General features: G+C 72.3%; 12 protein-coding genes. 2 read left to right on the top strand and 10 right to left on the bottom strand.

Features of this window, described 5'->3' with window-relative positions:
- Positions 1-202: 202 nt before the first annotated feature.
- The 4 genes from dcd to ACFE7W_RS10455 form a co-directional block, all read right to left on the bottom strand.
- Entirely contained in the window at positions 203-772 is a 570-nt protein-coding gene (dcd, locus tag ACFE7W_RS10470; protein ID WP_375424705.1) for a dCTP deaminase, read from the bottom strand.
- A 10-nt stretch (positions 773-782) separates the two neighbouring features.
- Entirely contained in the window at positions 783-1,886 is a 1,104-nt protein-coding gene (locus tag ACFE7W_RS10465; protein ID WP_375424704.1) for an RDD family protein, read from the bottom strand.
- 42 nt (positions 1,887-1,928) lie between these two features.
- Positions 1,929-3,146 carry an FHA domain-containing protein gene (locus ACFE7W_RS10460; RefSeq protein WP_375424703.1) on the bottom strand — a complete coding sequence of 406 codons (1,218 nt, stop codon included), beginning with the start codon at positions 3,144-3,146 and terminating at the stop codon, positions 1,929-1,931.
- Positions 3,147-3,290: 144 nt separating this feature from the next.
- Positions 3,291-4,103, bottom strand: a complete 813-nt coding sequence (locus ACFE7W_RS10455; RefSeq protein WP_375424702.1) for a siderophore-interacting protein — start codon at positions 4,101-4,103, stop codon at positions 3,291-3,293.
- 156 nt (positions 4,104-4,259) lie between these two features.
- Between ACFE7W_RS10455 and ACFE7W_RS10450 the strand changes: the two genes are divergently transcribed.
- Positions 4,260-5,315 (top strand): class I SAM-dependent methyltransferase, encoded by a 1,056-nt coding sequence (locus ACFE7W_RS10450; RefSeq protein ID WP_375424701.1) that lies wholly within the window; start codon positions 4,260-4,262, stop codon positions 5,313-5,315.
- A gap of 6 nt (positions 5,316-5,321) precedes the next feature.
- Here the strand turns inward: ACFE7W_RS10450 and ACFE7W_RS10445 are convergent, their stop codons facing one another.
- The 6 genes from ACFE7W_RS10445 to ACFE7W_RS10420 form a co-directional block, all read right to left on the bottom strand.
- Positions 5,322-5,891, bottom strand: coding sequence for a DinB family protein (locus ACFE7W_RS10445; RefSeq protein ID WP_375424700.1), 570 nt, complete (start codon positions 5,889-5,891; stop codon positions 5,322-5,324).
- 71 nt (positions 5,892-5,962) lie between these two features.
- Entirely contained in the window at positions 5,963-8,110 is a 2,148-nt protein-coding gene (locus ACFE7W_RS10440) for a YhgE/Pip family protein (RefSeq protein ID WP_375424699.1), read from the bottom strand.
- Positions 8,111-8,112: 2 nt separating this feature from the next.
- The gene (locus ACFE7W_RS10435; protein WP_375424698.1) at positions 8,113-8,790 is read right to left on the bottom strand and encodes an ATP-binding cassette domain-containing protein; all 678 of its coding nucleotides are present in this window, start codon (positions 8,788-8,790) and stop codon (positions 8,113-8,115) included.
- Complete coding sequence (locus ACFE7W_RS10430) at positions 8,787-9,404, bottom strand: TetR/AcrR family transcriptional regulator (RefSeq protein WP_375424697.1); 618 nt, start codon at positions 9,402-9,404, stop codon at positions 8,787-8,789. Before ACFE7W_RS10430 ends, ACFE7W_RS10435 begins: the two co-directional genes overlap by 4 nt.
- 94 nt (positions 9,405-9,498) lie before the next feature.
- A complete protein-coding gene (locus ACFE7W_RS10425; RefSeq protein ID WP_375424696.1) occupies positions 9,499-9,894 on the bottom strand; it encodes an MmcQ/YjbR family DNA-binding protein in 396 nt (131 codons plus the stop codon).
- Between the two features lie 27 nt (positions 9,895-9,921).
- On the bottom strand, positions 9,922-10,566 hold the full coding sequence (locus tag ACFE7W_RS10420; protein WP_375424695.1) for a TetR/AcrR family transcriptional regulator: 645 nt from the start codon (positions 10,564-10,566) through the stop codon (positions 9,922-9,924).
- 101 nt (positions 10,567-10,667) lie between these two features.
- Here ACFE7W_RS10420 and ACFE7W_RS10415 point away from each other — a divergent pair, with 101 nt between their 5' ends.
- Complete coding sequence (locus tag ACFE7W_RS10415; RefSeq protein ID WP_375424694.1) at positions 10,668-12,221, top strand: MFS transporter; 1,554 nt, start codon at positions 10,668-10,670, stop codon at positions 12,219-12,221.
- The last annotated feature ends 3 nt before the right edge of the window (positions 12,222-12,224 follow it).

The following is a 12,224-nucleotide window of genomic DNA, read 5'->3' as shown; positions in this document are numbered from 1 at the left end:
CGGCGTCCGCGCCCCTACGGCGTCCGCGCCCGCGCCCCGGTCCGAGGCCCGACCGTCACTCCACACCCCTCCGGGTCACATCACAGCCGTGCGAACGGGTGTGATGCGGACCCTGGGCCTGTGAAGTGACGGAGGCATCTCCGCGCTGGGGGATGAGGCAGCGGCGGATCGGAAGCGCGGTGGGGCGCTCCCGCCGCGCGGGTCAGAAGCGCTGGAAGTTGAGGTGCGAGCGGCTCGGGGTGGGGCCGCGCTGGTTCTGGTAGCGGGAACCGTAGGCGGCTGAGCCGTACGGCAGCTCGGCGGCCGAGGTGAGGCGGAAGAAGCAGAACTGGCCGATCTTCATCCCGGGCCACAGCTTGATCGGCAAGGTGGCCACGTTGGACAGCTCGAGGGTCACGTGGCCGGAGAAGCCCGGGTCGATGAAGCCGGCGGTGGCGTGGGTGAGCAGCCCGAGCCGGCCGAGGGAGGACTTGCCCTCCACCCGGGCCGCGAGGTCGTCGGGCAGGGTGACGACCTCATAGATCGAGCCCAGGGCGAACTCCCCGGGATGCAGGATGAACGGCTCGCCCTCGACAGGTTCCACCGCGCGGGTCAGCTCGCTCTGCTCCTCGGCGGGATCGATGTGGGGGTAACGGTGGTTCTCGAACACCCGGAAGTACCGGTCGAGCCGCACGTCGATGCTCGACGGCTGCACCAGCTCGGGCGAGTACGGGTCGAGGCCGATCCGGCCCGACTCGATCCCGGCCCGGATGTCGCGGTCGGAGAGGAGCATGCCCGCGACACTATCGCGGCCGGCGCTGCTCCCCGTTGGTCTCGTCCGCGGCCAGCCGGACGGTCAAGCGATGGTCACCAATGGAGATGACCGAGCCTTCGCCGACGTAGGTGACCTGGCCGGGGACGCAGCGGAACGCCTCCCCGGCGGCGGTGGTGAAGGTGGAGCCGTTCGTCGAGTCACGGTCCACCACGAAGAGCCCGTGCTCGTCGACGTCGAGCGCGAGGTGGGACTTGGAGACCGTCCGGCTCTCGTCGGAGAGCTTGATCAGCTCAGCCCCCTCCTCACCCGGCCGCGGCTGCGGGTTGCGGCCCAGCAGCACCAGGCCGGTGACCGCCAGCTCGCGTCCGTCCTCGAGCTCGGCCACCCACGTCGGCGCGCCGACCGCGACCGTGACGGGCTCGACCGGCGCAGGCTCGACCCGGGGCCGCTGGATGCGGGCGGGCTGGACGGGAGCGGGCTGAACCGGAGCAGGCTGAACCGGAGCGGGCTGAACGTAAGCGGGCTGAACCGGAGCGGGCTGAACCGGGGCAGGCTCAACAGGGACCGGCTGGACCGGGGCAGCGTCAGCGGTCGACGGGGCGGGAGAGGCGGCGGGGCGGACCTGGGCGGCGGCCGGCCTGTTCGGCGGCTGGGCCGTCCGAGGTGCGAGCGCTCGCGCCCGGATCACCACCGAACCCGCGGCGAGATCGTGCCAGCCCTGGTGCCGCGGGTGCCGCAGCAGGAAGACCAGCATCAGCAGCAGTCCGAGCCCGGTGGCGCTGAGCAGGTTGAGCACCACGGCCCGCAGCAGGAACCGGCCCCAGCCGATCGGCCGACCGTCGGTGAAGCCGACCAGCTGCAGCTTCAGCAGCCGCATCCCGGGACCGGCGGCACGGGTGGCGAACATCCACCACACGACCAGAGCCCAGACGGCGATCAGCACCACGCCGACGGTCGTGGCTGCGGTGGAGGACGCGTCGCCCCCGGGCAGCCCGAACGCGACCAGGCTGATGACCGTGGGGACGATCCCGTCGATCAGGTGGGCCACGAAGCGTCGTCCCAGCGGACCGACGATCACGCCCGGAGGCAGACCGGTCGTCCGGTCAGGCGTTCGCGCCTGGGTGCTCGTCATGTCCTGCTCCTCTGGTTGTCGAGCGTGGGACTTTGCGCAAACCTACTGCGGCAGGTCGAGCAGCACCGAGACCCCCTCAGCGAGCTCGAGGATGCTGCCCAGCGCCACAGGTACCGCCTGCCCGGGCGGGAGCGGGCGGCGGCTCGCGCCGTCGGGGCCCACCAGCACCGTCCCGTTGGTGGAGTTGAGGTCCTTGACCAGCACCCGCCAGCCGTCCGGAGCGATCTCGAGGTGGGTCCGGCTGATGTCGTGCGCCGGGCTCGGCACCGTCAGCAACCGGGCGGGCAGCTCGCCACGCTCGCTGGGGGCGCGTCCGACAAGCACCACCCGGTCCAGCACCGCCTGGGTGCCGTCGGTGACGCGCAACGTGGCCAGCGCGGGCTGGGCCACCCGACGCGGTTCGGCGTCGATGACCCGGACACCGCAGTCGGTGCACCGCTTGCTCTCGGGCGGGTTCGGGTGCCCGTACGGGCATAGGACGGCGAGGACCGTCGGGGTGGACGCGGCAGCCGGGGGGTGTGGCGCCGTCGGGGCCAGGGACGTCGGGGCCGGGGGCAGCGAGGCCGGCAACGCCACCAGCCGGGTGTCGGCGTTCTCCAGGTCGGCCAGCGAGACGGTCGGCTCCGGCTCGGTCCGTGAGGTGCCGAGATCGAGCTCCTCCGCACTCATCGCCTCGGTGGTCTCCGGCTCCCCGACGGACGGGGCCACCTCGACCGGCTCGAGCCCCTCGGTCTGCGGGGAGTCGGGGACGACGTCGGGCGAGGCGTCCAGCACGACCGAGGAGGCCCGGACGGCCCCGACGACCACCGGCAGCCTCAGCACGTCGACCTCAGCGTGCTCCCGGTCAGCGTCCTCCCGGTCGGGTTCCCACCGGTCGGATTGGCTTCCGGCGGTGTCGATCCGGACGCGGGTCAGCCCCGTCAGCCCCACCTCGGACCAGGTCTGGATGCCCTCGCCGCTGGCCAGCAGGCGGTCGGTTGCCGGGTCCACCAGCCGGACGGACCCGCGGACGAGAGAGCGCATGCCCTCGGACGTCCAGAACAGGGCCCCGAAGCTCGGCATGGTGTCCAGGCCGTAGCCGGCGAGCCGTGCCGCGAGGTCCGCCAGGGAGACCGAGCCGAGCACCTCCTGCCACAGCTCCGCGGCCAGCGGGGTCCAGCCGGCACCGGGGGGCTCGATCACGACCAGCGAGCTCGGACCGCAGAGCACGAGCCAGTCGCCAGGCGCGTACGTCGCACGCCACCGTCCCACCACCGCCATGCCTCAGCCCATCGCCGCCGTTCGCCGCCACGAAGTCCGGGCGGCTCCGACTCATTGTCGCCCAACAACCGGCGGACGGCAGGTCGGAACGCAGACCGCGCGAGCGACCCCTGGCTCGACGGCCCCGCGAACGCGGGCCAGCGGTCAGGCGGCGGCGGTGTCCTGAGCCTCCAGCTCGGCGTTGAACTCCCGCTTGGTCGCCTGCCAGCGGTCCTCCGTCTGACCCGTGCGCCAGTAGCCCGACATCGACACCCGCGTCCGGTCGAAGGACTGCTCGACGAAGAGGTAGCGGCGCAGCTGGCGGATCATGTCGGCGTTGCCGTGCACGAAGGCCTGGACGTCGCCGCTCGGCAGGCCGGCCGTGCGGACCGCTTCGGCCAGTGCGTCCCCGTAGGGCCGGCCGGCGCGGGGCACCCAGACCACCTGGACCGCAGGCGCCGAGCAGATCTCCTGCTGCTGGGCGGCGTCGTCGATCTCGACGTACACGGTGGCGCGTGCGGTCGGTCCGAGCCGGTCCAACGAGGCGCAGATCGCCGGCAGCGCCGCTTCGTCGCCCACCAGCAGGTGATGGTCGGCGGTGGAGTCCGGGGCGTAGCCGCCGCCGGGACCGAAGAAGCCGAGTGTGTGACCCGGCTCCGCAGCCGCGGCCCAGGGGCCGGCGAGTCCCTCGTCCCCGTGCACGACGAAGTCGATCGCCATCTCGTTGCTCTCGGCGTCGTAGGAGCGGACGGTGTAGGTCCGCGTCACCGGCCAGCGCTCGGCCGGCTGCGTCGCCTTGACGTCGTCGGGGTCGAAGGGCCAGGCATAGTCCGCGCCGGCCGGCGGGAAGAGGATCTTCACGTAGTGGTCGGTGAACGGCAGCTCGGCCATGCAGACCAGGTCCGGTCCGGTGAAGAACACTCGCCGCATCGACGGGCTGAGCCACTCCGCGCGCACCACCTCCGCGCTCCGCGCCACCCGCTTCGGCCTACCTGGTTGTGCTGTCCCTCGTTGTGACATCCGTCGTCCTCACGCCATCGTCTGCGTCGGAGACTGCGGCTCAGCGCCACACCTCCACCTACCAGTAAGGGTAGCCTTGCTTTATTCGGATAGGAACCACGAGAGGATTGCCCCGTGCAGCCGCTCGCCGACCCCGTCGACCTGATCCTGCTGCGCGAGGCCGCCCTGTTGCGGTCCGACGGACCGGTGGTGGTGGTCGACGACCAGGACGGCGCCCTGGCCCGCGGTCTGGTCTCCGAGCTGGGAGTCGCCGAGGTCCGCGTGAGCTGCGACGCCCTGAGCGAGGAACGGGCTGTCCGGCAGAGCACGGCCGACATGGCGCAGGTTCGCGTCCTGCCGCCGGGCCCCGAGCTCTGGCAGGACGTTCGTCGGGTGCTGCTCCGGCTGCCCAAGGGGCTCGCCGCGCTGGACGAGACCGCCGAGGGGGTCGCCCGCTGGGCCGACCCCACGGTCGAGCTGCTCGCCGGCGGCCGGGTCAAGCACATGAGCCGGAGCATGAACGACGTCCTCGGCCGCCACTTTGGGTCCGTACGCGCCAGCCTGGGCGCGCAGAAGTCCCGGGTGCTCATCGCCACCGGAACGGCGCCGGCGGCCACCTCGCCTTACCCGGTCTGCGCCGCGGACGCCGACCTCGGGCTGACCGTGTGCGCGCACGGCGCCGCCTTCGCGGGACCGGCGGTGGACCTCGGCACCCGCTACCTGCTGAGCTTCGGTGACACGTTCGCCCGCACGGCCCGGCAGGTCGTCGACCTCGGCTGCGGCACCGGGCTGCTCGCCGTGGCCGCGGCCCGCACCCTGCCTGAGGCCCGCGTGCTGGCCGTGGACGAGTCCCGGGCGGCCGCGCTCTCCGCCGCGGCCACCGCCGAGGCGAACGGGGTGGCAGACCGGGTCGAGGTGCGGCGCACGAACCTGATGGAGGGCGTGCCCGACCGGTCGGTGGACCTGGTGCTCTGCAACCCGCCCTTCCACCGCGGCAACGCCCGCGACAGCGCGGTCGCCTTCGAGATGTTCGCCGACGCGGCCCGCGCCCTCGCCCCGGGCGGGGAGCTCTGGGCGGTCTACAACTCCCACCTGCCGTACCTGCGCGCGCTGCGGCGGCTGGTGGGGACGACCGACGTGATGGGCCAGAACACGGCCTTCACGGTCACTCGCTCGATCCGTACCGTCTGACTGCCCTCACGTCGCGGCCGGCCGCCACGGCTTCATCCACGGCGTCTCCGGCCAGCCCTCGGCCGCGGCCATCAGCGCGTACATGGTGGCGCCGTCGATGTGCTCGCGGATGATGTCGGCGTGGCCTGCGTGGCGGCTGAGCTCCTCGATGATGTGCACCAGCACCCAGCGGACCGTGTAGCCCGGTCCCTTCGGCATCCACGGCGCCTCCGGCAGCGTGACGGCGGCGCCGAGGTCGGGCAAGGACCTCACCAGCTCGTCGGTAGCCGCCGCCTGCTCGGCCTGCCGCGCGCGCAGCGTCTCGTAGGACCCTGTCGCGCCGAGCCGGAACCCGGCGGCGTAGTCGTCCTGGCTGCCCTCGGTGGACCGGCCGGCGATGACGTCGACCCACTGGGCCTCGGTCAGGATGCCGTGCTGGACGAGGCCCCCGACGCTCAGCGTGCTCGCGGTCGGCGTCGCCCTCAGCTGGTCGGGGGTGAGCCCGTACCCGGCGTAGAGCAGACCGTCGCGTTGCTGGCGCAGGAAGCCGAGGAGCGTCTCGGCCTCGGTGGCGGCGGGTGGGGCGGTTCCAGGCATCGGTTCTCTCCTCGGTCTGTGATCAGGTGCCTCACGATGCCAGGAGGCACTGACAGAAACCCGGCCTCAGCTCAGGGGGCGACGAGCGGCGGGTGCAGGTCGCGCATGCTCAGCTGCTTGCGCCGGTGCACGGTGACGACGGTCAGGCTGAGCGCCACCGCCGCCACGCCCGCGAGGACCCCGACGTCGCGGACGAGATGGCTCAGCTCGCCGCCGGAGATGGCCACCCGGTAGGCGTCGATCTGGTAGCTCATCGGCAGGAAGGGGTGGAGCGCGGCGAAGAAGCCGGGCAGCAGCGGGGCCGGATAGGTACCCCCGCCGGCGGTCAGCTGCAGGATCAGCAGCACCAGCAACAGGCTCGAGCCCGGGGTGCCCAGCGCCGTCCGCAGCAGGTGGGCGATGGCCGAGAAGCAGACCGCGGCCAGAGCGGCCAGGGTCATGACCAGCACGGGGTGCACCGGGTCGAGACCGAGGGCGGCCCAGACGACGCCCACCATCAACCAGCCGGCGGCGACGGCGATCGCGCCGATGGGGAGCCACGCGGTCATGGCCAGCCGTAGCGAGGTCGCCCGGCCGGCCAGCGCCCGGCCGGAGATGGGGCGGACCACCAGGAACACCGAGATCCCGAAGACCCACATGGCGATCGAGAAGAACAGCGGCGCCAGCCCGCGGCCGTAGTAGGTGGCCGGGTTGTCCACCTGCGTGGTGACGTCGGCCGGCGAGGAGAGCACCTGGACGGCCTGGGCCTGCTCGTCCGCGCTGAGGGTCGGGATCCGCGTGGCTCCACGGCCCAGCTGGGACGAGAGCGTGCCGGCGCCTTTCTGCAGCGTGGTGAGGCCGTCGGTCAGGTCGTCGGCGCCGTCGTGCAGCGAGGCGACGCCGGTGCTCAGCGTGCTCGCGCCGGTGGACAGGCTCGACGCTCCGTCGGCGGCCTGGCTGACGCCGGTGCTCAGCGAGCCGGCGCCGGTGGCGGCGCTGTGGATGCCGGCGTGCAGCTTCTTGGCTCCGGAGGCGACGGCCGAGGAGCCGCTCGCCAGGCCGTCGAGGTCGTCGCGCGCCTTCCCGATCCGCTTGTCCAGCCCGCCACCCGACTGCACCTGGGCGTTGATCTTGTCGACCCGGGCGGTCCCGGTGCGGACGTCGGCGGCGATGTCGTCGGCGCGCCCGGAGGCGGTGTCCAGGCGGGAGACGGCGGTCCGGTAGGCCTGGCTGTCCGCGATCTCGGGGTACTGCTCCTTCAACGCCGCCAGCTGGTCGCCCGCGGTGTCGAGGTCATCGGAGATCGAGCCGGAGCTGCCGGCCGCCTGGGACGCGATGGTGTCCAGCCGGGTGGTGACGGCCTGGGCGTCGGACTGCAGACCCGGCAACGCATCCTGGGCCGCCTTCAGCGCGGGCTGGACCTGGTCGTTCAGCCGGCGGTTGCCCGAGGCGACCTCGGCGGCACCGCTTCTGAGCTGGGCTGAGCTGGTGTCGAGCTTCGTCAGACCCGAGGCGAGGTCGGCCGACCCCGTCCGGGCCGAGTCGAGTCCGTTGGCCAGCGTCGAGGCGCCGTCGCTGAGGGTGGTGGCGCCCTGGGCTGCGGTGCCGGCACCGTCAGCCAGCTTCTGGCTGCCGTCCTTCGCGGTGACCAGGCCGTCGTGCAGCTTGTCGGCACCCTGCTCGGCATCGACGAGACCGGACCGGATCTTGGCCAGGTTGGCGAAGACGGCGTCGAAGTAGCTGGCCTCGGCGGACTCGTCGACCGCGCGGGCGATGGTGTTCTGGGCGCTGTTGGTCAGGCTGCCGACGACGAAACCGTTCGCGTCGTTGCGCCGCAGGGTGATCTTGGCCCGCTGCGGGTCGTCGCCCTGCCCGCTGACGAGGTTGGCGGAGAAGTCGGCCGGCACGTAGACGGCGAGGTAGTAGTCGCCCTCGCGGAGCCCGCGGGTGGCTTCGGCGCCGGTGGTGTCGGTCCAGCCGAAGCTGTTCTTCTCGTGCAGGCTCGCCACGAAGTCGTCGCCCGCGGTGATCGTCTTCCCGTTGACCGCGGCCGGCTGGTCGTCGTTCACCACGGCGACGGGCAGCCGGTTGAGGTGGCCGTAGGGGTCCCAGTTCGCCGTCAGGTACACCGCCGCGTAGAGCAGCGGGATGATCAGCACGAACACCAGCGCGATCTTGGCCGGTCGTTCGCGGAAGCGCCGCAGCTCGAAGCGAGCGAGGCGGGCAGCAGGGACGCGCATGATCAGGACTCTTCGTTCGGGGTGGCAGGTTGGGCGGTCCTCAGCCGGGACAGCGCGATGACGTTGGCGTCCGCCGGGACCGCCGCCGCCTCGGTGGTGCTGGTGAGGACGGTCCGGCCGGTCACGCTCAGCCGGGACAGGGCGGCGAGCAGTCGGCGCTGCTCGGCGAGGTCGAGGGAGTGGTCGGCGTCGTCGAGGACGATCAGGTCCGCCGGTCGCACCATGGACAGGGCGACGCAGAGCAGCGAGCGCTCGTAGGCAGGCAGCTGGTCGACGAGGACGTCGCGGTCGAAGGTCACCTCGAGGACCTGCTCCGCCTCGGCCACCGCCGCGTCCGCGTGCGAGGCCTGGACGCCGTCGATCAGCGCCCGCTCGACCATCGACTCACCGACCGTCAGCTGACCTTCCGGCCCGACCAGGGTGGCCACACGCGCGATCGCGGTGCGCCGACGCAGATCGCGCGGCCGGGTCGTCGCAGCGTGCTGCCCGAGCCGGAGGCTGCCGGAGAGGCCGCGCATCCGGCCGCTGAGGGCCAGCAGCAGGGCGGAACGGCCACTGCCCGACGGGCCGACCACGACGGAGAGCCGGCTGCGCGGGACCGTGAAGGTCAGGTCGGCGAAGACCGGTCCGGCCTGGGTGGCCAGGCTCAGGCCCTCGGCCACGACCAGCGCCCCGGTCACGCCAGGATCCCGGTCAGCACGTGCGTGAGCATGGCTTCGATCAACGGCTCGGGCAGGCTCTCGGGGGCGGCGGCGTACTCCAGTGAGACCCCGTTCACGCAGGTCAGCAACAAGGTGGCGGCAACCGCCACGTCGACGCCGGCGACCAGCGGGACCCGGTCGGCCACGCCGAGCAGCAGCTGCTCGAGCTCCTGCCGCTGGCGGAGGCGCAGCTCGGCGTAGACGCGGCCGAGCTCGGGGTCACGGGTGGCGAGCGCCCGGAACTCCGCGAGCAAGGCGGGCAGCCGCTGGTCCTGCGTCACGCCGCGGGCCAGCGAGCTGCCGACGGCGCGGGCCGGCTCGCTCGCGTCGGCCTCGATGGCGGCGACCGCCTTGGTCAGCACCCCACCGAGCAGTCCGGTGAACTCTCCAGCGAACACCGCCGCGAAGAGCTCGGGCTTACCGCCGAAGTTGGAGTACACCGCACCCTTGGTGAAGCCTGCCGCCGCGGCGATGTCGGCCACCGAGACGTCGGCGTAGGCGTGCGTGGCGAAGGCCGCCGCTGCGGCGTGGAGCACCTGCTCGCGCACGTCGGCGCGACGTGGCCGAAGCCGGTTGAGCATCTGATCTGACATGGGTCCGTCCCTTCGATACCCAGGGTATCGCACGAGAGCGGGTTTCCATACCGCAGGTATCGAATTGTCTGACGGGCGGTGGCGGTCCCCAGCCTCAGCCGGAACTGCCTGGCCGCTGGGCCCGGGGCAGCTTGGCCACGACGAGGGCGTAGGAACCGTCGATGAGCTCGCTCAGCTCGTCGTCGGGAACGGTGCCGTCGAGGGCGAGGGTGTTCCAGCCGTGCTGGCCCCAGTAGCGCATCTTCGACGCGGCTCCGGGGTAGCGCTCCAGCCAGAGGTCGGCCTGCTCGCGGTCGCCGCACGTGACCCCGATGACCAGGCGCCCCTCGGGGCTCCCCAGGAACGCGAAGACCTTGCCCTTGTCGGGCGGCCCGACCTTGGCCACGACGTCGCCCGCCCACGGTTCGTCCCGCCAGGCGCCCGGTCGGGCCAGGCAGTACTCGAGCCAGCGGTGGTGCGCGGTCTCGGGGCTCAGGGCTTCAGGACTCACCGCGTCAGGATGACAGCCGCGGGCGACTCAGCCGCCGGGCGGCAGGCCGAGCGCCGGCAGGACCACGCTGTCGATGATCGACACCAGGAACGTCCGGTCGACCGGCTTGCCCTGGGTCAGTGTCCGGTAGGCGGCCATCGAGGGTCCGATCTGGGCGATCGTCTCGATGTCGGCGTCCGCTCGGACCTCACCCCGATCGACGGCGCGCTGCATCAGCGCCCGGTTGAGCGCCGACCGCGGTTCCGTGATCGCCGCGCCGACCGCTTCGGCCAGCTGCGGGTCCCGGGTCATCATCGAGGCGACGGCGCCCATGACCTGCAGCTTGCGTTCGCTCTCCTCGAGCGAGTGCGGGCGGATCATCGCCAGCAGGTCGCCCCGGAGGGTGCCGGTGTCGGGCAGGTTGTCCGGGGAGTACTCGCCCTGCTTCATACAGGCGATCGCGTCGACCACCAGCTCGCCCTTGGACGCCCAGCGGCGGTACAGCGTCGCCTTGCCGGCCTTGGCGCGGGCGGCCACCATGTCGATGGTCATCCGCTCGTAGCCACACTCCGCCAACACCTCGACCGCCGCCTGCAGGATCTCCGGGTCGCGGGTGTGGTCGCGCTTGCGCCCGAGCTTGGGGGGCTGCTCGGCCCCGTCCGTGACGTCCGGGACCAGATCCTGCTGCGTCATCGCGGCGCTCTCCTTACTGCTTCTGGCGTCCAGCATACGATACCGACAGGTTCTGGAACCAAACAGTTCCGGAACGAGTGAGTTTCGTATAGGCTCGCGCCATGCCTTCATCGACCTCTCCCGCCGCCGCGTCGGAGGGCTCGCCCTCCCCCGGGGTGGAGCCAGCCGCCTCGTCCCGCCGCTGGTGGACCCTCGCCGTCGTCGCGCTCGCCCAGCTGATGGTCGTGCTCGATGCCACCGTCGTGAACATCGCGCTGCCGTCCGCCCAGGCCGACCTCGGCTTCTCCGACGGCGACCGCCAGTGGGTCGTCACCGCCTACTCCCTCGCCTTCGGCAGCCTGCTGCTGCTCGGTGGCCGCCTCTCCGACCTCGTCGGCCGCAAGCGGATGTTCCTCATCGGACTGGTCGGCTTCGCGGCCGCCTCCGCGCTGGGCGGCGCGGCGCAATCGTTCGACCTGCTCGTCGCGGCGCGTGCCCTGCAGGGTTTGTTCGCCGCGCTGCTGGCGCCCACCGCGCTGGCCGTCCTCACCACGACCTTCACCGTGCCGAGGGAGCGCGCCCGCGCGTTCGGCATCTTCGGCGCCCTCGCCGGTGCCGGGGGTGCGATCGGCCTGCTGCTCGGCGGGCTGCTGACCGAGAAGCTCGACTGGCGCTGGAACCTCTACATCAACGACGTGATCGCGGTCGTCGCGGTGATCGGCGCGGCGTTCCTGGTGCCGAACCTGCAGCGCACGGGGCCGCGGCCCAAGCTGGACATCCCCGGCACGGTCCTCGTCTCCGGCGCGCTGTTCGGCCTCGTCTACGGCTTCTCGAACGCCGCGTCCGACGGCTGGGGCTCCGCCGACACCTGGGGCTTCCTCGTCGCCGCCGGCGTGCTGCTGGTCGCCTTCGTGCTCTGGCAACGCCGCTCGGCGCACCCGCTGCTGCCGCTGGTGATCCTGCGGGACCGCAACCGCACCGCCGCTTACGCGTCCGTGTTGATCGCGGCGGTCGGCATGTTCGGGGTGTTCCTGTTCGTCACCTACTACGTGCAGGAGACCCTGCACTACTCACCCATCCGCACCGGCGTCTCGTTCCTGCCGATGATCGTGATGCTCGTGTTGGCCGCGCAGCTCTCGACCAACCTCTTCGTGCCGCGCTTCGGACCGAAGGTCATGGTGCCGATCGGCATGTCGCTGGCCGTGACCGCGATGGTCCTGTTCACCCGGCTCGGCGTCGACAGCTCCTACGCGCCCACGCTGCTGCTACCCCTGATGTTCATGGGCGCCGGGATGGGCACGATCATGCCCGCGTCGATGCAGACCGCCACCCTCGGCGTCGACCGGCAGTACGCCGGCGTTGCGTCCGCGCTGGTGAACACGAGCCAGCAGGTCGGCGGTTCGATCGGAACCGCGCTGCTGAACACGCTCGCCGCGACCGCGGCAACCGGCTACCTGGCCTCGCACGCGCCGACCACCGCGGCGGTTGCCGCGGCCGCCGCGGTGCACAGCTACGACACGGCCTACTGGTGGTGCGCCGGCTTCTTCGCCTTCGGGGCCGTCCTTTCGGCCGTCGTCTTCCGCCGACGCGGACAGGGTCTCTCGCTCGCTCACCCACGTCCTGCGGCAGCGCAGGCACCCGTCCCGGTCGCCGTCACGGCTGACGCCGTCGCCTGACCC

This window comes from uncultured Friedmanniella sp. (genome assembly GCF_964244285.1).
Classification (GTDB): Bacteria; Actinomycetota; Actinomycetes; order Propionibacteriales; family Propionibacteriaceae; genus Microlunatus.
The sequence above is the reverse complement of the archived record's forward strand: the minus strand, read 5'-3'. Positions and strand labels throughout refer to the sequence as shown.